This window comes from Cellulosimicrobium sp. JZ28 (genome assembly GCF_015327065.1).
Classification (GTDB): Bacteria; Actinomycetota; Actinomycetes; order Actinomycetales; family Cellulomonadaceae; genus Cellulosimicrobium; species Cellulosimicrobium funkei.
On sequence record NZ_CP017660.1, the window covers coordinates 272712 to 293724 of the forward strand.

General features: G+C 74.7%; 18 protein-coding genes. 9 read left to right on the forward strand and 9 right to left on the reverse strand.

Annotated features, from left to right (window positions below; all coding sequences use genetic code 11):
* Positions 1 to 21 precede the first annotated feature (21 nt).
* A complete protein-coding gene (gene msrB, locus BJP59_RS01305; protein WP_194521996.1) occupies positions 22 to 450 on the forward strand; it encodes a peptide-methionine (R)-S-oxide reductase MsrB in 429 nt (142 codons plus the stop codon).
* On the opposite strand, the gene BJP59_RS01310 is transcribed toward msrB, so the two are convergent.
* On the reverse strand, positions 419 to 880 hold the full coding sequence (locus BJP59_RS01310; protein WP_228485212.1) for a ribosomal maturation YjgA family protein: 462 nt from the start codon (positions 878 to 880) through the stop codon (positions 419 to 421). The two genes, msrB and BJP59_RS01310, sit on opposite strands and share 32 nt — an antisense overlap.
* Before the next feature lie 19 nt (positions 881 to 899).
* Entirely contained in the window at positions 900 to 1397 is a 498-nt protein-coding gene (locus tag BJP59_RS01315; RefSeq protein ID WP_228485213.1) for a MarR family winged helix-turn-helix transcriptional regulator, read from the reverse strand.
* Positions 1398 to 1538: 141 nt separating this feature from the next.
* Here BJP59_RS01315 and BJP59_RS01320 point away from each other — a divergent pair, with 141 nt between their 5' ends.
* Together BJP59_RS01320 and BJP59_RS01325 are read left to right on the forward strand one after the other, a co-directional pair.
* On the forward strand, positions 1539 to 2591 hold the full coding sequence (locus BJP59_RS01320) for a hypothetical protein (protein ID WP_194521997.1): 1053 nt from the start codon (positions 1539 to 1541) through the stop codon (positions 2589 to 2591).
* Positions 2588 to 3733 (forward strand): heparan-alpha-glucosaminide N-acetyltransferase domain-containing protein, encoded by a 1146-nt coding sequence (locus BJP59_RS01325; RefSeq protein ID WP_021481803.1) that lies wholly within the window; start codon positions 2588 to 2590, stop codon positions 3731 to 3733. The genes BJP59_RS01320 and BJP59_RS01325 overlap by 4 nt, the downstream gene beginning before the upstream one ends.
* A 78-nt stretch (positions 3734 to 3811) precedes the next feature.
* Here the strand turns inward: BJP59_RS01325 and BJP59_RS01330 are convergent, their stop codons facing one another.
* The 3 genes from BJP59_RS01330 to BJP59_RS01340 all read right to left on the reverse strand — a co-directional run bounded on the left by BJP59_RS01330 (position 3812) and on the right by BJP59_RS01340 (position 7800).
* Entirely contained in the window at positions 3812 to 5518 is a 1707-nt protein-coding gene (locus BJP59_RS01330) for an MDR family MFS transporter (RefSeq protein ID WP_194521998.1), read from the reverse strand.
* Between the two features lie 141 nt (positions 5519 to 5659).
* Positions 5660 to 6160, reverse strand: a complete 501-nt coding sequence (locus BJP59_RS01335) for a MarR family winged helix-turn-helix transcriptional regulator (protein WP_021482815.1) — start codon at positions 6158 to 6160, stop codon at positions 5660 to 5662.
* A 185-nt stretch (positions 6161 to 6345) separates the two neighbouring features.
* Positions 6346 to 7800, reverse strand: coding sequence for a sugar porter family MFS transporter (locus BJP59_RS01340; protein ID WP_021482816.1), 1455 nt, complete (start codon positions 7798 to 7800; stop codon positions 6346 to 6348).
* A gap of 238 nt (positions 7801 to 8038) precedes the next feature.
* Here BJP59_RS01340 and BJP59_RS01345 point away from each other — a divergent pair, with 238 nt between their 5' ends.
* From BJP59_RS01345 to BJP59_RS01355, 3 genes are all read left to right on the forward strand, one after another.
* A complete protein-coding gene (locus tag BJP59_RS01345; RefSeq protein WP_043655142.1) occupies positions 8039 to 8638 on the forward strand; it encodes a hypothetical protein in 600 nt (199 codons plus the stop codon).
* Positions 8639 to 9269: 631 nt separating this feature from the next.
* The gene (locus tag BJP59_RS01350; protein WP_021482999.1) at positions 9270 to 9890 is read left to right on the forward strand and encodes a DUF47 domain-containing protein; all 621 of its coding nucleotides are present in this window, start codon (positions 9270 to 9272) and stop codon (positions 9888 to 9890) included.
* Positions 9891 to 9895: 5 nt separating this feature from the next.
* Complete coding sequence (locus tag BJP59_RS01355; protein ID WP_021482998.1) at positions 9896 to 10897, forward strand: inorganic phosphate transporter; 1002 nt, start codon at positions 9896 to 9898, stop codon at positions 10895 to 10897.
* 121 nt (positions 10898 to 11018) lie between these two features.
* Here BJP59_RS01355 and BJP59_RS01360 read toward each other — a convergent pair whose 3' ends face one another.
* From BJP59_RS01360 to mshD, 3 genes are all read right to left on the reverse strand, one after another.
* Positions 11019 to 12056 (reverse strand): NUDIX hydrolase, encoded by a 1038-nt coding sequence (locus tag BJP59_RS01360; RefSeq protein WP_194522000.1) that lies wholly within the window; start codon positions 12054 to 12056, stop codon positions 11019 to 11021.
* A 3-nt stretch (positions 12057 to 12059) separates the two neighbouring features.
* A complete protein-coding gene (locus tag BJP59_RS01365; protein WP_085386554.1) occupies positions 12060 to 14324 on the reverse strand; it encodes an RNA degradosome polyphosphate kinase in 2265 nt (754 codons plus the stop codon).
* Positions 14325 to 14390: 66 nt separating this feature from the next.
* Complete coding sequence (gene mshD, locus BJP59_RS01370) at positions 14391 to 15425, reverse strand: mycothiol synthase (RefSeq protein WP_194522001.1); 1035 nt, start codon at positions 15423 to 15425, stop codon at positions 14391 to 14393.
* Positions 15426 to 15646: 221 nt separating this feature from the next.
* Between mshD and BJP59_RS01375 the strand changes: the two genes are divergently transcribed.
* The 3 genes from BJP59_RS01375 (at position 15647) to BJP59_RS01385 (ending at position 19809) form a co-directional block, all read left to right on the forward strand.
* Positions 15647 to 16948, forward strand: coding sequence for an MFS transporter (locus BJP59_RS01375; protein WP_194522002.1), 1302 nt, complete (start codon positions 15647 to 15649; stop codon positions 16946 to 16948).
* Between the two features lie 160 nt (positions 16949 to 17108).
* Positions 17109 to 18317 carry an FAD-dependent oxidoreductase gene (locus BJP59_RS01380; RefSeq protein ID WP_442861524.1) on the forward strand — a complete coding sequence of 403 codons (1209 nt, stop codon included), beginning with the start codon at positions 17109 to 17111 and terminating at the stop codon, positions 18315 to 18317.
* A gap of 40 nt (positions 18318 to 18357) precedes the next feature.
* Complete coding sequence (locus tag BJP59_RS01385) at positions 18358 to 19809, forward strand: MFS transporter (RefSeq protein ID WP_194522005.1); 1452 nt, start codon at positions 18358 to 18360, stop codon at positions 19807 to 19809.
* A gap of 102 nt (positions 19810 to 19911) precedes the next feature.
* Here BJP59_RS01385 and BJP59_RS01390 read toward each other — a convergent pair whose 3' ends face one another.
* Positions 19912 to 20889 (reverse strand): pentapeptide repeat-containing protein, encoded by a 978-nt coding sequence (locus BJP59_RS01390; RefSeq protein WP_194522007.1) that lies wholly within the window; start codon positions 20887 to 20889, stop codon positions 19912 to 19914.
* Positions 20890 to 21013 lie beyond the last annotated feature (124 nt).

Here is a 21013-nt window from a genome sequence, read left to right on the forward strand (position 1 = left end):
TGGGACCGTCGGAGGTGGACCATGACCAGCCAGACCCACGAGAACCAGCCCTACGAGGTCGTGAAGACCGAGGACGAGTGGCGCGCCGAGCTGTCCCCGCAGGAGTACGCCGTGCTGCGGCAGGCCGGGACCGAGCGCGCGTGGACGGGCGAGCTGCTCGACGAGAAGCGCGTCGGCGTCTACGCGTGTCGCGCGTGCGGGAACGAGCTCTTCCGCTCCGACACGAAGTTCGACTCGCACTGCGGGTGGCCGAGCTTCTTCAGCCCGCTCGCGGGCGACCGCGTCGAGCTGCTCACCGACCGCAGCCACGGCATGGTGCGCACCGAGGTGCGCTGCGCGCGCTGCGGCTCGCACCTGGGCCACGTGTTCGACGACGCGCCCCAGACCCCGACGGGCGACCGGTTCTGCATGAACTCGGTCAGCCTGACGTTCGAGGCCGGCGCGGAGTAGCCGACCGGGCGCCGACGCCCGCGTCGACCACGCACGCGAGCGCCACGCCCACCAGATAGCAGACCAGGTCCCGCACCGCGAACGTGCTGCCCAGCAGCCACGCCGCGGGCGGGACCGCGTCGTTCACGGCGGCGGCGACGCCCGTCGCCTGGAGCGCCTCGACCGCCCAGCACCACCCCAGCGCGACGGCGCCCGCCACGAGCGGGCGCACGCGCGGCGCCACGAGGACCACGAGGACGAAGGTCGCGACGGCGTAGAGCACGTCGCCGCCGACGTCGCCCCACGGGTTGGGGACACGCGTCGCGACGACGAGGCCCGCCACCACGACGAGCGCGAGGACGAGCGCGACGACGGGCCGCCGTCGGACCCGGGCCACCCCGCGGCCGCGCGGGGCGACGTGGGGCGGGCGGGCGCCGTCGGGCACGGTCATGCCGCGCCGGGGGCCAGGGTCACCGGTTGGCGGCCCAGCCCACGACGTCCTCGGAGTACCGGCGCAGGAGCGTCGCGAGCGTCGCGACGTCGCGCTGGTCCCAGCCCTCCAGCGCCTCGGTGATCGACGTGACCCGCCCGCTGTGCGCGGCGTGGAGGCGGGCCTCGCCGTCGGGTGTCAGGGTGATGAGCTGGCCGCGCGAGTCGTCGGGATCGACCTCGCGCGCGACGAGGCCGAGGTCGTGCAGGCGGCTGAGCTGGCGGGAGATCGTGGCGCGCCCCACGCCGAACTGCGCCGCGAGCTCCGAGCCGCGGACCCCGGGGTGGTCGGCGATGTGGGCGAGCAGCGGGTAGGCGCTCGCCTCCAGATCGGGGTGGATGCGGCGGGCCATGCCCGTGGCGACCGCGCCGGCGCGGCGCAGCAGGATCCGCAGCTCGCGTTCGAGGTCGACGTACGCGTCGTCGTCGACGTGCGCGGTGTCGGGAACGGGGCGGGCCGGAGCGGTCTCGGGGGGCACAGGGCCATCATGGCGCGAAGGGCACGGCCCGGTCACCTTCCTCCCCGGAACCTCACCCGCCGGGGGCGATCGGGGTTGCTGGACGAGGTCGAGTATCCTTGCCCGGGCCCGAGGGTGGTCAAGGGGAGGTCGTGTCCGGTGGTGGCTCGCCGTCCCATGCGCATGGTCGTCGCGCTCGCGGTCGTGCTCGTCGCGGTGCTGAGCGGCTGCTCCGCTCTCGACGCCCCGCGCCGGGTCCAGGTCGTGGTCGCACCCCACCCCGACGACGACCTCCTGGGCATCGCCGCGCTGGACGAGCACGACTACACCGTGTGGGTCGTCGGGACGCAGGGGGAGTCGACCGGCTACTGCGAGCCCGACCTGCTCCGACCGTCGATGACGCCGCTCGGGGAGTGGCCCGTCCCGGCACCGACGGGCCGGCAGAGCCCGGAGTGCCGGGCCGCGCGGCTCGGCTCGTGGCTGGGCTTCCACCGGGACCTCTCCGCCCGCCAGGGGCAGGACGCGTTCGGGGCGGCCGCCGACACGCTGCCCGTCCTCGAGGAGGTCCCGGCGCCGGGACTCTCCGCAGGGACGCCACCGCGGTCGGTCGAGGACGCGGAGACCCCCGGCCCGATCCTCTACGCGGTCGGCTCGGACGCCGCGCTCGTCGCCTTCGACGGCGGTGACGGGAACCTCACCGCGGACGAGGTCGACTACATGGTCGCCTGGGTCCTCCTCCAGCGGGGGACGCTCCTGCCCGACCTGGAGCTGTCCCGCGTGATCGGGGCGTCGTACTTCAACGATCCCGCAGGCGTCGTCTCGACCCCGGACTGCCGACGCGAGCTGTGCACGGGGACGTCGTCGTTCGCCGACTACCCGCACCCGGACCACCTCGCGGTGTCGGCGGCGCTCGCGCGGACCGACTACGGCGCGGTCGAGGGCAACCTCGTCGCGACGTGGCCCCGCCCGACGGCCGTGACCTACCGCTACGCGCTCGACGAGGACGCGTACTGCTCGCTCATGTGCGAGACCCCTGACGAGGGCGGCGTGCCGCGCGGGCTGATGCAGTCCTGGTACGGGTGGCTGGCCTTCCCCGGCGACCACTGGCCCCGGACCGAGGTGCCCGTCCAGGCGGGGAACGGGCGGGCGCACATCATGTCGCGGCAGCAGGCGTTCCTGAGCTACCACGGCGCCTGGAACCGGGTGGCACCGTGACGGCGACGACCACGGCCCGCACGCGGCCGACCACGCGGATCGCGGCGCTCGACTGGCTCCGCGGCATCATGCTCGTCGCCTCCGTCGCGATCAACAGCATGGTGATCCTGCCGGCGTCCGTCCATCACTCGCCGTGGGACGGCGTGAACCTCGAGGACGTCATCTTCCCGATCTTCGTCACCCTCTCGGGGTGCGGTCTGGCCTTCGCGCTCAGCCGTCGCACCGACTGGGTCCGCTTCGCCCGACGGGTCCTGGTCCTCTTCGGGCTCGGGCTGGTCTACAACTGGGTCGTCGACGGCACCCAGTCGCTGGGAGACCTGCGCGTCACGGGCGTCCTCCAGCTGTACGCGGCGGTCGTCCTGCTCACCGCGCTGGGCCACCAGCTCACCCGGACCTGGCGCGGGTGGCTCGGCTGGACGGCGTTCTACGCGCTCACCTACTCGGCGCTGCTCATGTGGTGGAGCACCCGGTGCCCGGACTCGGTGCTCACGCGGGAGTGCAACCCCTCGGGGGCGATCGACGGGGCGGTCTTCGGCAGCCACATGTATGCCGGCGGACTGCTGGGCCACGACCCGGAGGGACTCGTCGCGATCTACGGCGCGATGGTCTCCGTCGCCGCCGGGGCGACCGTCGGGCACCTGGTCCTCGCGATCCACCGGCGCGGCCCGGACGTCCCGCTCCGCCGGTACGTCGGGCCGCTGACGGTCCTCGGGGCCGGTCTCCTCGCGGCTGCCTGGTTGCTGCCCCGCCTCGCGGAGCTGCTCGGGACCGACCTGCCCACCATGAAACGGCTGTGGACGCCGCCCTTCGCCCTGGCGATCGCCGGAGGCGTCGCGATCGCCATGGGGATCGCGGTCGTCGTGACGCGGAAGATCGAGTCCCGGCCGGTGCTCGACACGGCGTTCCTCTACTGGCTCGTGGCGCTCGGACGCAACAGCCTGCTCGTCTACTTCGGGTCGCACGTGCTCAGCTCGTTGCTGCGGCGCTACCCGGGCGGCCCGGGGGAGGGCGTGCTCTTCAGCGCGGTGGCCGCGCTCGGCGGCGGATGGCCGGGGCAGCTCGCCGTCACGGCGTGCCTCCTGCTCTTCTGGGTCACGGTTGCCGTCGTGCTGCACCGCAGGCGGATCTACCTCACGGCGTGACGGGCCTGCGCACGACGAAGGGGCGTTCCCCGGCTCGGCCGGGGAACGCCCCTTCGTCGTGCGCGCACGCGGCGCGCGTCAGCTCCGGCGCGCCTCGTCGTCGACCACGCCCGCGGGCTCGTAGGCACCGAGCAGCGTGGACTCCGTCTCCTCCGCGAGCGTCACGCGACCGGGGGTCGCGTCGACGGGGGCGTCCGTGCCGAGCAAGGCCGCCTCCTTCTCGAGGCGCTCCTGGAGGCCGGTCTTGGTGCCGAGCGGCACCTCCTTGAGGAACGACACGGCGATGAGCGCGACGAGCGCGAGCGGCACCGCGACGAGGAAGATCTCGGCGATCCCGTCGCCGTAGGACTTCTCCACGAGGTCCTTGATCGGCGCGGGCAGGGTCGAGACGTCGGGCACGGCGTTGCCGCCGCCCATCGAGCCTGCCGGGACGCCGAGCTGGGTGAGGCCGTCCTGGATCGACGTCGTGACCTTGTTCGCGAGCACCGCGCCGAGCACGGACACGCCGATCGCGCCGCCGAGGCTGCGGAAGAACGCGACGGTCGAGGTCCCGGCACCCATCTCCTCCACGGCGAGCGTGTTCTGCACGGCGAGCACGAGGTTCTGCATGAGCATGCCCATGCTCACCCCGAGGAAGAACAGGTAGACGCTGATGAGCGTGAAGCTCGTGTGGTAGTCGATCGTCGACAGCGCGAAGAGCGACCCGACGAGGACCGCGCCGCCGGTGACCATGAAGGCCTTGTAGCGGCCGTAGCGCGTGATGAGCTGGCCGAACAAGGTCGACGCGACGAACGTGCCGACGATCATCGGGATCGTGAGGAGGCCGGACTCGGTCGGCGTCTTGCCCCGCGCGACCTGCATGTACTGGCTGAGGAACACGGCGGTCCCGAACATCGCGACGCCGACCGCGACGGACGCGACGACCGCGAGGACGAACGTGCGGTTCTTGAACAGGTGCAGCGGGATGAGCGGCTCGGGCGTGACCCGCTCGACGAGCACGGCACCGACGAGCGCGACGACCGCGCCGCCGACCATCGCGAAGGTCTGCCACGAGAGCCACTCGAAGTTCTGCCCGGCGAACGTCACCCACAGCAGGAGCGAGGACACGCCGGCGCTGATGAGGATCGCGCCCCAGTAGTCGATCCGGACGACGCGGCGCGCGACCTTCGGCAGGTGCAGCGTGCGCTGGAGGACGATGATCGCGGCGATGGCGAACGGCAGGCCGACGAAGAAGTTGAGGCGCCAGCTCACGGCGTCGGTGAGGACGCCGCCGAGGAGCGGCCCGCCGATCTGGCTGACGGCCATGATGCCGCCCATGAGGCCCATGAACTTGCCGCGCTCGCGCGGCGAGATGATGTCGGTGATGAGCACCGTGGCGAGCGCCATGAGGCCACCGGCGCCGATGCCCTGGAACGCGCGGAGCGCGATGAGGGTGCCGACGTTCTGCGAGAGCCCCGCGAGCGCGGAGGACACGACCGCGACGACGAGGGCGATCTGGATGAGGACCTTGCGGTTGGTGAGGTCGGCGAGCTTGCCCCAGATGGGGGTCGAGATCGTCATGGCGAGCAGGGTCGAGGTGACGACCCACGTGTACGACGACTGCGAGCCGTCGAGGTCGCTGACGATCTTCGGGAGGGAGCTCGAGACGATCGAGCTCGCGAGGATCGCGACGAACATGCCGAGGAGGATCCCGGAGAGGGACTCCATGACCTCGCGGCGGGTCATCGGTGCGCGGGCGCCGGCGCTGCCGGGCGGTGCGGTGCGTTCTGCGGGGGTGCTGGTCATCAGGCGCTGGGTTCCTTGCTCACGAGGCCGGGGCGGGGCGCACGTGTCGGGGGGCGGTGTCAGGTGGTCGGGGGCCGGTCCGCGGTGCGGCCGGTGGTCGGGGCGCGGGCCCGACGGCGCAGGGCCGCCGGGCGCCGTCGGTCACCCGGTGGTGCGGGGGGAGTCGTGGACCGCGACGACCGCCGCGGCGACGCGCTCGATGTGGCGCGTGGCCTCGACGATCTCCTCGTCGCCCCAGTCCGCGAACGTCGTCGCGGCGAGGACGTCGATGTGCTCGTACGCCCGCACCAGGAGCGCGCGGCCCGCCTCGGTGAGCTCGACGGTCCGGGCCCGCCGGTCGTCGTCGTCCACCGTGCGGCGCACGAGGCCCGCGTCGACCAGGTGGCTCACCTGGCGGCTCGCGACGGAGAGGTCGACCCGGAGCTTCGCCGCGACGTCCCCGAGCTGGACGGGGCCGCAGTGCTGGAGCATCCGGAGCAGACCGAACGACGCCCGCGGCATGTCGAGGTCGCGGGCGATCCGGACGGCGGACTCCCGCTGGGCGCGCGCCAGGTCGTCGAGCGCGCGGACGAGTCCCGCCGCGGGGGACGGGTCCGGGGTGAGTCCGGGGTCTGCGACGTCGGTCGCGGGAAGGGCGGTCACAGGCACAGGCACTCCTTGGTTGCTGCAGGCAAGCATACTCCGCGAAGTTGCTTTCAGCAACCATTGTGTGGGGCAAGGAATTCCCGGCCGTGAGAGGCGGTGGTGCGAACGACGGAGCCCGGGCCCGTCCCCGTCGTCGCAGCGGCGTGGGAGGACCCGGGCTCGGTGGGGACCGGGAGGGGAGGTCAGCGCCCGGAGCGGCTCTTGGCCTGGTCGCCCATGTCCTCCAGCTCGACGCCCTTCGTCTCCGGCACCTTGCTCAGGACGAAGACGAACGAGAGCGCCGCGAAGATCGCGTACATCAGGTAGGGGATCGAGGCGCCGAAGGCGGCGAGCATCGGCGGGAACGTCAGGGTGATGGCGAAGTTCGCCAGCCACTGCGCCATGGCCGCCACGCCCAGGGCGGCGGCCCGGATCCGGTTCGGGAACATCTCGCCCAGGAGGACCCAGACGAGCGGGCCCCACGACGCCCCGAAGAACACGACGAACGCGTTCGCGGCCACGAGGGCGATCGGGCCCCACGGGTCCGGCAGGCTGATGTTGTCCCCGCTCCCGCTGGCCTGCGTGAAGGCGAGCGCCATGATCCCGAGCGAGAGGGTCATGCCGGCCGAACCGATGAGCAGGATCGGGCGTCGCCCCACCTTGTCGACGAGCGCGATCGCGATGAACGTCACCGCGACGTTCGTCACGGACGTGATCGTCGAGACGAGGAACGACTGGCTCTCGTCGAAGCCGACGGCCTGCCACAGCGTCGTCGAGTAGTAGAAGATCACGTTGATCCCGACGAACTGCTGGAACACCGAGAGCAGGATGCCGACCCACACGATCGGCTTGAGGCCCAGTGCCGAGCCCTTGAGCGTGCCCTCCTGCGCGTTCTTCTCGTCGACGGCGATCGAGCGGTGGATCTGCGCGATGCGGTCGTCGACGTCCTCGTCCGGCCCGAGCACGGACTCGAGCACGGCGCGCGCCTCGTCGTCCCGGCCCTTCGCCACCAGGTACCGGGGCGACTCGGGGATGCGCAGGGCGAGGATGCCGTAGACCGCAGCGGGGACGACGCAGACGAGAAACATCCAGCGCCACGCCTCCCACCCGAGCCACAGCTCGTTGGACGCGCCGCCAGCGGTCTCCGCGAGGAGCTGGTCGGAGAGCAGCGCGGCGAAGATGCCGATCGTGATGGCGAGCTGCTGGAGCGAGCCCATGCGGCCGCGGAGGCGGGCCGGCGCGATCTCCGCGATGTACGCGGGCGCGATGACCGAGGCGATACCGATGCCGACGCCCGCCATGAACCGCCAGATGGCCAGGTCGAAGGCCGACCACGCGATCGCCGAGAGGATCGAGGAGACGAAGAACAGGACGGCGCCGAACACCATGACGCGCGTGCGGCCCCACCGGTCGGCCAGGCGGCCGCCCGACCACGCGCCGAGCGCGCAGCCGAGGAGAGCGATCGCGACGACGAGGCCCGTCACCGCGGAGTCGAGGTCGAACTGGCCCTCGATCGCCGCGACGGCGCCGTTGATGACCGAGCTGTCGAACCCGAACAGGAAACCGCCGACGGCGGCGGCGACCGCGAGGCCGATCGCCTTCCGGTGGGCGCTCCGCTCGCTCACGGTCCTCTGACCTGCTGCGCCGCTGCTCGACATCTCGCCCTCCGCTCCGTCCCGGAGCCGGTGGCAGCTCCTGTCGTCCCTCTGTCGTCACTGTAGGGCGGGGTGCGGACCGTGGCGCGGTGAACGAGGTCCGGCTCCGAGCACCCCCCGGAGGCTGCGCGCGTCGCGGGCCCGGGTGGAGACTGGGCGGGTGCCAGACGACGTCCCCACCCCCGGAGCCCGGCCCGACCCCGGTCGGTCCGACCGCACGCAGCGCCCCCGGCGCCCCGCCATGCTCGACCCGCGCGACGCCGACGAGCTGCCCGGAGAGCTCGACCCCGCGCTCCGCGACCGGGTCGCGCACACCACCGCGCACGCGATCGTCCACCGCGCCCGCGACACGGAGGACCCGGAGGTCGTCGAGCGGCTCGTCCACCTCGTCGAGACCGAGGGTCTCGACGTGGTGGCCGGCCTGTGGTCCGACGCCGCGCCCAACTCCCTGCCGGGGGCGCTCTGGCGGCTCTACGTGCTGCGCGAGTGGGTGCGTCGGGACCCGCAGACCGTCACCCTCCGCTACCGGCTCGGCGTCGACGCGGCGCCCGTCCACGAGGCCATCGCGGGCGTGCCCCGGCCGCCGGGGCCGCAGGACGTGCGCGACCTCGCCGACGCGGTGCTGTCCGGCGTCTTCACGGGCGACCTCGCGGTCGCGCTCGAGCGCGCGGGGTCGTTCTGCCGCATCCTCGCCACCGGCGCCGCGTTCGACGCCGACGCCCGCGAGGTCGCCGACCCCGACGGCGCCCTGCGCACGACCCGGGGCGCGGGCTCGCTGCTGCGGACCGCCCAGGAGCTCGAGCACGCCGCCGAGCTCTGGCGCGCCGACCGCCTCGACTGAGCGCGCGCTCCTCCCCGCTGCGGAGGCCCCGGTCGTCGCCGAGCAGGCGGACCTGGCGCGTCCGTGCCACCTGACGCGCCCAGACCGCCTGCTCGACCGACCGGAACCACCTGGTCGGGCCCGTCGGGACCCCGCGGGCGCGAGGGTGCGGGATGGGCGGCGCGCCCGCACGGCGGGCGGGGGCGGTCTCGCGGAGCGCGAACACGGGTACCCCGAGCGGGGTGCGGCACGTACGATGGATCTCGACGCCGGGCCGCGGTAGCCCCGGGCTCCACACTCAGCCGCTACGAGCGGCCACGCGCCGAGAGGCGCTCCCGGTCCGGCGTCACTACTTCCCCCTCGCGCCCACCGCGCGCCGCCTCTCGTGCGGTGCGCGGGCGCGGTGGCCGCACCGGCGACGACGCCGTGCGCAGGCTGTGGGCGTCCTGAGCATCCGGGACCTTGGGCCCGACGATTCCAGCATCGCTCCGCGCGTCGGCTACATTTGACGAGAGTTCGACGTGCGTTCACCGAGAGATCATCCGACCAGAGATCGTGACCACCCCGGCCGTCCGGTTCCCCCGGCGGTCGAGCGGCCCTCGCGGCCGACGCCAGCTCAGACCCCTACCCCGCGTCCCTTCCGGAGCCCCCCGTGCGCCTGCGCCTGACACCGCGCGACACCTCGTTCTTCGACCTCCTCGCCGCCTCGGCGCAGCACCTGGTCACAGGGTCCACGCTCCTCGCGGAGCTGCTGGGGGCGGACCGCCCCACGCGCAAGCAGCTCGCGAAGCAGCTGAGCGAGACCGAGCACCTCGCGGACGACGCGACGCACTCGATCATGCGACGCCTCAACCAGACGTTCGTCACGCCGTTCGACCGGGACGACATCTACGCCCTCGCGTCGGCGCTCGACGACTGCATGGACTACATGGAGGAGGCGGCCGACCTCATCGTCCTCTACAAGGTCGACGAGCTCCCGGCCCGCGTGTCCGAGCAGGTCCAGGTGCTCCAGCGGGCGTCGGAGCTCACGGCCGAGGCGATGCCGCGGCTGCGCTCGATGGACGACCTCCCCGAGTACTGGGTCGAGGTCAACCGCCTGGAGAACCAGGCGGACAAGGTCCACCGCAAGCTGCTCGCCGAGCTCTTCGACGACGTGTCCGACCCGGTCCTCCTCATGAAGCTCAAGGAGATCGTGGAGGTCCTCGAGCAGGCGGCCGACGCCTTCGAGAAGGTCGCCAACACGGTCGAGACCATCGCCCTCAAGGAGTCCTGAGCCCCGTGGAGGCAGTGCTCGTCGTCGTCGTCGTGGCCTTCGCCCTGGCGTTCGACTACACGAACGGGTTCCACGACGCCGCGAACGCCATCGCGACCTCGGTGTCGACCCGGGCCCTCACACCGCGCGCGGCGCTCCTCATGGCGGCGGTGTTCAACCTCATCGGCGCGCTGCTCGGCACGGCCGTGGCGCAGACCATCGCGGAGGACATCGTCGCCGTCGGCGACGTGCCACCCCACCAGGGTCTCGTCATCGTCCTGTGCGGGCTGGTCGGCGCGATCACGTGGAACCTCATCACGTGGTGGCTGGGCCTGCCGTCGTCGTCGACGCACGCGATCATCGGCGGCCTCGCGGGCGTCGGCCTCGCGTCCGGGATCACGGTGCACTGGGACGCGATCCTCGACAAGGTCGTGCTCCCCATGATCTTCTCGCCGCTGATCGGCTTCGGCCTCGCGTTCGCGCTCATGGTCCTGCTGCTGTGGGTGTTCCGGAACGCGGCGCCCGCCCGGGCGTTCCGCCGGTTCCGGATCGCGCAGACGGCCTCCGCCGCCGCGATGGCGCTCGGCCACGGTCTGCAGGACGCGCAGAAGACGATGGGCGTCATCGTGCTCGCCCTCGTGGCGGGCGGGTTCCAGGACGACAACACGATCCCGCTGTGGGTCAAGCTGTCGGCCGCGACGGCGATCTCGCTCGGCACCTACGCGGGCGGCTGGCGCATCATGCGCACGCTCGGCCGCAAGATCATCGAGCTCGACCCGGCGCGCGGCTTCGTCGCCGAGTCCGTGTCCGCCGTGGTGCTCTACGCCAACGCGTTCATCTTCCACGCGCCCGTCTCGACGACGCACACCATCACCTCGGCGATCATGGGCGTCGGCGCGACCAAGCGCCTGTCCGCGGTGCGCTGGGGCGTCGCCAAGAATATCGGCGCCGCGTGGGTCCTGACGATCCCCGCCGCCGCGCTCGTCGCGGCCGTCGTCTACTGGATCCTCAGCCCCATCCTGCTCTGACCCGCACCGGCGACGCCGGTCCCCTCGCACGACGACGGCGCCCCGTCGGAGGCCTCGCGGCCGCCGGCGGGGCGTCGTCGTGCGTCCGGACGGCGCCGGCCCGGCGACGCCGGTGCGGGTCTCAGTGCAGCGGCGGGGCGACCTTCTCCGCGGCGACGACGCGCGGTCCCTTGGGCGTGCGCGCCACGTGGGCCACGATCATCTCGCCGGGCTCGAGGAACGGGTCGTGCGCGGGCAGGGCGTTCGCGACCGGCCGGCGCGAGTGCTGGCCGAGGACGTCGAGCACCGTGGGCAGCACCGGCCGGTGCGTGCACAGCACCGACGACCGCTCGGCCTCGAGCAGCCCCCGGACCGTCCGCGCGACACGCGCGGGGGACCGCTCGTGCTGCGCCTCGGTGAGGTGGTCGATGCTGACCGTGGCGAGCCCCGAGGCGGTCGCGTACGGCGCGATCGTCTGGGCGCAGCGGTCCCAGCGGCTCGTGACGATCGTCTCGACGCCGTAGGCCGCGAGCACCGGCACGAGCGCGACCCCCTGGGCATGGCCCGCGGGCGTGAGCGGACGGTCCTGCTCGTCGCCGTGCCACGCCGACCGCGCCACGGCCTTGCCGTGGCGCGCGATGACGACGACGTGCGTCGCGAGCCGGCCCTCGTCGCGCTCGCGCACGAGCGCCTCGAGCGGCGCCCGGTCGGCCTGCCGCGTGAGGCGCCGCGCGGCGTCGTCCGTCGAGAGCCACGCGGCGCGGTCGATCTCCTGGGGCGACACCGGCGGGACGGGGGCGCGCGCGGCGAGCGCGCCGGCGTCGGACCGACTCGACGCCCGGCGCGCGGCCCAGTAGTGCACGCGCTTCACGCGGCCCTCGGGCGTGAGGTACTGCAGCCCCGGGAGCGGGACGCCCAGCACGACCGGCTTGCCCGTCTCCTCGGCGACCTCGCGCGCCGCGGCCGCCTGGAACGTCTCGCCCGGGTCGAGCTTGCCCTTGGGCCACGACCAGTCGTCGTAGCGCGGCCGGTGGACGAGGCGCACCTGCAGCTCGTCGTCGCGCACGCGCCACACGAGGGCACCGGCCGACTCGATGACGGGCGCGTGCGACACGTGCGTCGGGCCGAGCGTGTCCACGAGCGGCACGCCGCCGCGGAGCGCGGAGGACGGCACTCCCATCCGCTACCGCCTCCCGACGAGCCGGCGGCGCTGTCGCTGGACGAGGCTGGCCTGGAGGTCGACGAGCGGCGAGCCGTCGGGCGCGGTGTCGGGGCGGTGCCACGTGCCGTCGGCGTCGAGGTGCCACGACGCGGTGCGCTCGGACATCGACGCGTCGAGCAGGTCGAGCAGCTCCATGACCTGGTCGGGGTCGGTGATGCGCACGAGGGCCTCGACGCGGCGGTCGAGGTTGCGGTGCATGAGGTCGGCCGACCCGATGAACACCTCCGGACCGCTCTCCGGCCCCTCGCCGATGGCGGGGCCCGCGGAGTTCGCGAACGCGTAGATGCGCGAGTGCTCGAGGAAGCGCCCGAGGATCGAGCGCACGCGGATGTTCTCGCTCAGCCCGGGGACGCCCGGGCGGACGGCGCAGATGCCGCGCACCACGAGGTCGACCTTCACGCCCGCCTGCGACGCGCGGTAGAGCGCGTCCAGCGTCGTCTCGTCGACGACGGAGTTGACCTTGATCTTGACCCACGCCTCGTGGCCCTCGCGCGCGGCGACCGCCTCGCGGTCGATCCGCTCGACGAGGCCGGAGCGGACGGTGCGGGGTGCGACGAGCAGGCGGTGGAACCGCGACTGCGGCGCGTACCCGGAGAGCTGGTTGAACAGGCGCGTGAGGTCCTGCCCGACGTCGGGGTCGCACGTGAGCAGGCCGTGGTCGGTGTAGAGGCGCGCCGTCTTCGGGTGGTAGTTCCCCGTGCCGACGTGGCAGTAGCGGCGCAGGCCGTCCGACTCCTGGCGCACGACGAGCGAGAGCTTGCAGTGCGTCTTGAGCCCGACGATCCCGTACACGACGTGCACGCCCGCCTGCTCGAGCTTGCGCGCCCACGAGATGTTGGCCTGCTCGTCGAACCGGGCCTTGATCTCGACGAGCGCGAGCACCTGCTTGCCCGCCTCGGCCGCGTCGATGAGCGCGTCGACGATCGGCGAGTCGCCCGACGTCCGGTACAGCGTCTGCTTGATCGCGAGCACCGCCGGGTCGGCCGCCGCCTGCTCGAGGAACGTCTGCACCGACGTCGAGAACGAGTCGTACGGGTGGTGCAGCAGGACGTCGCGCTCGCGGATCGCGGCGAACACGTCCGTCGGGGACGAGCTCTCCACCTCGGCGAGGAGGCGGTGCGTCGTCGGGACGAACGGCGGGAAGTGCAGGTCGGCACGGTCGAGGTCGGCGATGAGGTTGAGGCCCGTGAGGTCGAGCGGCAGCGGGATCTCGTACACCTCCTCCTCGACGACGCCGAGCTCGCGCACCAGCAGCGCGCGGATGCGCGGGCTGATGCCCGGCGTGAGCTCGAGGCGCACGGGCGGGCCGAACCGGCGGCGCAGCAGCTCCTTCTCCATCGCCTGGAGCAGGTTCTCCGCGTCGTCCTCCTCGACCTCGACGTCCTCGTTGCGCGTGACGCGGAACAGGTGGTGCTCGCGCACCTCCATGCCGGGGAAGAGGTGGTCGAGGTGCTGGGCGATGACCTCCTCGATCGGCACGAACGACGTCGGCCCGCGGTCGGGCGACGCCGTCTGCGACGTCGGCGCGCTCGGGCGGCCGCGCGCGTCCACGGCGATGAACCGGGGCAGCAGCGGCGGCACCTTGACGCGCGCGAAGTGCTCCTTGCCGGTCGTCGGGTTCGCCACCACGACCGCGAGGTTGAGCGAGAGCCCCGAGATGTAGGGGAACGGGTGCGCCGGGTCGACGGCGAGCGGCGTGAGCACGGGGAAGATCTGCTTGCGGAAGAACTTGTGCAGGCGCTCCTGCTCGCGCGTCTCCAGCTCGTCCCAGTGGACGAGCGTGATGCCCTCGGCGGCGAGCGCCGGCTGGACGTCGTCGGCGAAGACCCGCGCGTGGCGGTCCATGAGCTCGTGCGCGCGCTCGCTGATCGCGTCGAGCACCTGGCGCGGCGACAGCCCCGAGGCGGCCGTGACCGCGATGCCCGTCGCCATGCGGCGCTTGAGGCCGGCGACCCGGACCATGAAGAACTCGTCCAGGTTCGACGCGAAGATCGCGAGGAACCGCACGCGCTCCAGGAGCGGCTGGCTCGGGTCCTCCGCGAGCTCGAGCACGCGCTGGTTGAACGCGAGCCAGCTCAGCTCGCGGTCGGCGAACCGGTCGTCGGGCAGCGGACCGAGGTCGAGCTCCGCACCGACCGGTTCGATCTCGGGCTCCTCGGCGATGTGCTCCGCGATGTGCGCGGCGAGGTCCGGGTCGAGGGTGCGCTGCGTGGACGTGTCGGTCATGGGTTCATGGTGGCACCAGTTGATGAACGGTGCGTGACGCGGGTCACCGTTCGGCCGGTGCGGGGGTCAGCGGGCGGGCCGGGCGTACTGCACGTGCACGGCGCGCCGCACGAACCCCGCCCGCTCGTACGTCCGCACCGCGGGGACGTTGTCGCCGTCCACGTAGAGCACGGCCGTGCGTGCCCCGCGCTCCGCGAGGTGCGCGAGCCCGACGGCGGTCAGGAGCCGCCCGAGCCCCTCGCCCTGGGCGGACGGGACCACGCCGACGACGTAGATCTCGCCCTCGCGCGCGGCGTCCGGCTGGCCCGTCGGGATCTTGGTCCACACGAACCCGACGAGCTCGGGCGCGCCGTCGCCGGGCGCCGGGTCGCGCTCGAGGAGCAGGAGGCCCGCGGCGTCGAACCAGTCCTCGCGCATCCGCGCACGTAGGTCGTCGACCGTGAGCCGCCCCTGCTCCGGGTGGTGCGCGAACGCGAGCGCGTTGGCCCGGACCCAGGCCGCGTCGTCGTCCCCGGGCACGAACGCGCGCAGCCGCAGACCCGCCGGGACGGCGGGGCGCGGGTGCTCCGCCGGGCCGCCCAGCGGGCGCTCGAGCACGAGCAGCTCCCGCACGACGCCGTACCCCGCCCGCGCGGCGAGGGCCTGCGCCGCGGGCAGGTCGCCGTGAGCCCACACGCGCAGCGGCGGGACGTCCCTGCCGGGGGAGGGCGCGCCGTCCGTGCCGGCCCCGACCGGGCCGTGCTCGTCCGTGGCGCGCTCGTCCGCGGTGCGCTCGGACGGGCGCGGCTCGACGGCGCGGTCCGCGGCGCTGCCCAGGAGGTGGAACCCGAGGCCGTGGCCGCGGTGCGCCGGGCGCACGACGAGCTCCGCGCTCGGTGCGTCCCCGCGCTTGTCCACCTGGGCGTAGCCCGCGAGCTCGCCCCCGCGCCACGTGAGGAGGTGCACGACGTCGTCGGTCGCCTCGCGCAGGTTGAGCAGCGGCTGCTCCGAGAGGGGAGCCACGCCGTCCTCCCGCTCCGCCGCCGCGGCGAGGTCGTGGACCTGCGCGATCTCGACGTCGTCGATGAGCGGCCCGGTGTGCCAGAGGATCGCGGTCTCCACCGGTCCATCTTGCCCCCGGCGCCCGCGCACGACCGAACGCGCGCCGCCCGCGCCCGCGGGGCGCCGTCGTCGTCGCGGGAAGGTTCGGGCCGGGGTGACGGTTGTCACGTCCGTGAGCGAGCGGCCGTGAGGCGCGGGACCCGGGGGGGCCGCGTCGGCCTGCCCGCCCCGCCGTCGTCCGACCGGTCGGACGACGGCGAGGGGCTGAGAGGCAGGGCGGCATGGGCGCGTGCGCGGTCGAGGAGGCGGCGGAGGCCGCAGCAGGGCGGGTCCCGGTCCCGGTCCCGGTGCCGGTTCCGGCCCGGCCTCTCGGGGAACCGACGGGACCGGCCGTCTGGTCGCGGGACTTCCGGTACTACTTCACCGCGCGCAGCGCGGGGCTGCTCAGCTGGGCGATGCTCCCGGTCGCGGTCTCGGCCGGGCTGCTCGCCTCGGGCTACGGGCTCGCGGTCGCGGGGTACGCGATGGCGTTCCTCGTCGCCCCGTTCGCGGGGCTCGTGCTCTTCGGCGGCGTGCTCGCCGACCGGTTCACCGCGCGCCGGATGATGATCGTCGCCGACCTCGCGAACCTCGCCGCGCACGTGCTCCTCGCGGTGCTGTTCGTGCGGGGGATCGACCACCTCTGGCACCTCTACGCCCTCCTCGCGGTCGCCGGCACGGCCAACGCGCTGTTCCAGCCCGGCGCGGCGTCGACCGTGCCGCTCGTCGCGCGCGACGTCCAGGGGGCCAACGGCGTCCTGCGGACCTCCGAGGCGATCACCGGGCTCGGCGGCCCGGCGCTCGCGGGCGTCCTCGTCGGGTTCGGGTCGACCGGCGGGGTGATGATCCTCTCCGCCGTCGCCTACGCGACGAGCGCGCTGTGCCTGCTCGCGCTCCGGCTCGGCGTCGTGCCGGCGCCCCCGGCGGGCGCGGGCCTGTGGCGCAGCCTGGCCGTCGGGTGGCACGAGTTCCGTTCCCGCACGTGGCTGTGGGGCGTCGTCGTCATCTGGATGGTCTACGCGGTGCTCGCCTGGGGGCCGCAGCTCCCCCTGGCGGCGAGCGTCGTCGTGCCGACGCACGGGGCGACCGCGTTCGGCGTGCTCAACAGCGCGCTCGGGGTCGGGACCGTGGTCGGCGGGCTGCTCGCGATCCGCTACCGGCCGCGGCGGCCGCTCGCCGCGGGCGCCGTGGCGCTCGTGGCCTACCCGCTCTACCCGCTCGGCCTCGTGCTGGGCTGGCCCGTCTGGGCGCTCGCCGTCGCGCAGGTGCTCGTGGGCGTCGGGGTCGGGGTGTGGGGCGTCATGTGGGCGACGAGCGTCCAGACGCAGGTGCCGGGCGACGTGCTCAACCGGGTCCACGCCTACGAGGTCGCGGGGTCGGTCGGGATGTACCCGATCGGGGCCGCGCTGGCCGGTCCCGCCGTCGCCGCGTTCGGGACGGACCGGGTGCTCCTGGTGGGCGCGGTCGTGGGGACGCTCACGGTCGTGGCGCTCCTCGCCGTCCGACCGATCCGCACGCTCCGGCGGGTCCCGGACCTCCTCTGAGCGCGGCCGCACGCGCGGCGGCGCGTCGCCGAGCACGGGGTTGCTCGCCGTCGACCACGGGGTTGTCGTCGTGAAGAGTGCGATGACGACGGCAACCCCGTGTTCGGCACCTCACCTCGGGCCGGGGAAGGTTCTGTCGGGGCGGGTCGTTGTGGTCGGCGTGAGCGAGCGGACCCACGGGCGAGAGACGGCGGCACCGGGCACGGCGGGCGCGGACCTGCTCGGCCCGGGCGGGGCCGTGCACGACGTCGTGGTCGTCGGTGCGGGCCAGGCGGGGCTCTCGGCGGCTTACCACCTGCGGCGCGCCGGGCTCGACCCGCTCGTGCTCGACGGCGGTCGCGGCCCGGGCGGCGCGTGGCAGGACCGCTGGGACTCGCTGACCATGGCCGAGACGCACGCGGTGCACGACCTCCCGGGCGTCCCGCTCCCGGCCGGCGACCCCGGCGAGCGCGCCAACGTCGCCGTCCCGCGCTACTACGCCGCGTACGAGCGCGAGAACGACCTGCGCGTGGTGCGGCCCGCCACGGTGCACGACGTGCGCGACGACCCCGACGACCCCGCGCTCCTGCTGGTCCGCGCCACGGTCGGCGCCGGGCCGGACGCGCGCGACGTCGTCGTCCGCACGCGCACGGTCGTCAACGCGACCGGCACGTGGACCCGCCCGTTCTGGCCGCGCTACCCCGGGATGGAGACGTTCCGCGGGCGCCAGCTCCACACGCATGACTTCCGCTCCGCCGAGGACTTCGCGGGGCAGCACGTGGTGGTCGTCGGCGGCGGGGCGTCGGCGACGCAGCTCCTGCTCCAGATCGCGCCGCACGCGTCGGGCACGACGTGGGTGACGCGCCGCGAGCCCGTGTGGGTCGAGGAGGAGTTCTCGCCCGAGCTCGGCCGGGCCGCCGTCGCGCGCGTCGCGGAGCGGACGGCCGCGGGCCTGCCGCCGGGGAGCGTCGTCTCGGTCACGGGCCTGCCGCTCACGCCCCGCTACCGCGCGGGGATCGCGAGCGGGGTGCTGCGCCGTCGGCCGATGTTCGCGCGCGTCACGGCGACCGGCGTCGAGTGGGCCCCCGGCGCGAACGATGACGGGCTCCTGCACCAGCCCGCCGACGTCATCCTCTGGGCCACCGGGTTCCGGGCCGCGCTCGACCACCTCGCACCCCTCGGCCTGCGCGCGCCCGGCGGCGGGATCGTGCTCGACGGCACGACCGCGTCGAGCGACCCGCGCGTCCAGCTCGTCGGCTACGGGCCGAGCGCCTCGACGATCGGGGCCAACCGGGCGGGACGTGAGGCGGCGCGCGGCGTGCTGCGGGCGCTCGGCCGACAGCCCGGTCGCAGCCCTGCGGCAGGATCTCGGCGACCGGTGGCGGTGTGAGGGCTCGTCAGCGCCCGCCGCGGAGCCCTAGCGTGCACCCGTGAGCACCGAGTCCTCCCCGGCCCCTGACCCGCACCCCGCCCGCGGGCCCGCCCCGACCGCCGTCGACGCGCCCGCCCTCCCGACGCAGCGCCGCACCCTGACGACCCTCGCCGCGACCCAGGTGCTGTCCGGTGTCGGGGTCGCGAGCGGCATCGCCGTCGCACCCCTCGTGGCGTCGGCGCTGTCCGGGTCCGACGCCATCGCGGGGCTCACCTCGACCTCGGGCGTCGTCGGCGCGGCGCTCGTCGCGCTGCCGCTCGCCCAGGTCGCGGGCCGGCGTGGCCGGCGGCCGTCGCTCCTGCTCGGCTTCGGCCTCGCGACGGGCGGCGCGGTGCTCGCGACGGTCGCCGTCCTGCTGGGCTCGTGGCCGCTGCTCGTCGTGGCGATGCTGCTGTTCGGCTCCGGCACGGCTGCCGGTCTCGCCTCCCGCTTCGCCGCGACGGACCTCGCGACGCCGCAGCGCCGGGCCCGCGACCTGTCCGTCGTGGTCTGGGCGACGACCGTCGGGTCCGTCGTCGGGCCGACGCTCGCGGGCGTCGCCGACCGGGTCGCCGGGCCCGCCCTGCGCCTCGGGGACGCGCACGCCGGGCACGGGAGCGCTGCGGGGAGCACCGCCCCGAGCGCGGCCCCGTTCGTGCTCGCGACGCTCGCGTTCGCCCTCGCGGCGACCGTCGTCGCGGTGTGGCTGCGCCCCGACCCGCTGCTCGCGTCGCGCGCGCCGTCGGGGGCGGGTGCGGCGGGGTCCGTCGCGGAGGGGTCCGGCGCGGCGGGTTCGGGTGCGGCAGGCTCCGGTGCGGCGGGTGGCGACGGGGGCGCGCCGGGCGCGGGTGGAGCGCCGGGCCCGGCGTCGTGGCGCGACGGCCTGCGTGCCGGCTGGGCCGTCGTCGCGGCCAGCCCGACGGCGCGCCTCGCGCTCGGCGCGATCGTGCTGAGCCACCTCGTCATGGTCGGCCTCATGTCCATGACCCCGGTCCACATGAACCACGGCGGCGCGACGCTCCAGGTCGTGGGTCTCGTGATCAGCGCCCACATCGCGGGCATGTACGCGCTGAGCCCCGTCGTCGGGTGGCTCGCGGACCGGCTCGGGCATGCGCGCGTGCTGTACGCCGGGGGCGCGCTGCTCCTCGCCGCGGCGGTCGTCGTGGCGGGCGCGCCGGGCGAGGACTCCGCGCGCCTCACGGTGGGCCTGGTGCTGCTGGGGCTCGGGTGGTCGTGCGGGCTCGTCGCCGGGTCGGCGCTGCTCGTCGACGCGACGCCCGGCCCGTCGCGCACCGCCGTGCAGGGCCTGTCGGACCTCGCGATGAACACGGGCGGCGCCGTCGGCGGCATCCTCGCCGGGGCGATCATCGGGTTCTCGTCGTACGGCGCGCTCGCGTGGGGTGCGGCGGCGCTCGTCGTCGTGTGCGCGGCCGTGGCGGCTCCGCTCGCGCGGCGGGCCGCGCTCCGCTGACGACCGCCGCCGAGATCGGCACCCGGGGGTGGGATCGGTGGTCGCGACCGCCGATCCGGTCTGCGGGTGCCGATCTCGCGGGGTGGGGGGCCGCGGCCAGGGTCAGGCGAGCACGGCCGGGAGCGCCGTGCGCTCGTCCCGGCGGACGGCGCCGACCTGCGCCGGGGTGAGGAACAGCGCCCGGGAGAGGTCTGTGCCGCGCGCGTCCGCGCCCCGCAGGTCGGCGCCGAGCAGGTCGACGGCGTCGAGCCGGGCCCCGCGCAGGTCGGCACCGAGGAGCAGCGCGCCCCGCAGGTCCGACGCCGTGAGGTCCAGCCCGCGGAGGTCCGCGCCGACGAGGTCCGCCCCCGGCCGCAACCGACGTCGCACCCCCGCGCCCGGGGCCCGGAGTGCCGGCGGGGCGTCGGGCGGGGCCGCTGCGCGGACGGTGCCGTGCGGCGACGCGGCGCCGCGGCGGCCGTCCCGGTGCCGCCCGTCGCGCGCCTGTCGACCGTCGCGCGCCTGTCGACCGTCGCGCGCCGCGTCGCGCACGAGCGCGCTCGCCCGGTCGACCAGCGGGCCGACGGAACGACGGACCGCGCCGACGTCGAGCGCGAGCAGGTCCGCCGGGGCGAGGTCGGCGAGCGGTGCGGTGCGGTCGAGCGCCTGCCGGGCGTCGTCGTGCACGGCGGTGGCCGCGGGGAGCGTGAGCACCTCCGCGAGGTACCAGAGCAGCTCCTGGAGCTGCGTGACGACGGGCAGGGCGGCGAACGCGTCGCGCGCGGCGGCGGGGTCGTCGCGCCAGGTCGCGCCGTCGTGCGCCGCCCGGACCGCGGCCGACACGCGCTGGCCCGCGCCCAGGCAGTCGTAGGCGACGCACCCGGGGAAGCCGGACTCGGGCAGCCGGGCGTGGATGCCGCAGCCGAAGTCCGTGCGCAGGTTGGGGCAGGGCGTGCCGGCGGGCTTGTCGATCGCGAAGTCGGCGGACCGCACGAGGTGCAGCCCCACGCAGCACAGGCCCGTGCAGCGGGAGCAGTCGCTGCGCAGGTCGAGCTGCTCGACGAGGAGGGCGCGGCCGTCGGCCGCGGGGACGCGGGGCACGCCTCGACGCTACGCCGTCGCGGGGACGCCGGGCACGGGCATATCGCCGTGCGCAGCGGCCGGGCGGTCGGCGCACGAGAACGGGGCCGGTGCCGTCATCGCGCGGATGAGGGCACCGACCCCG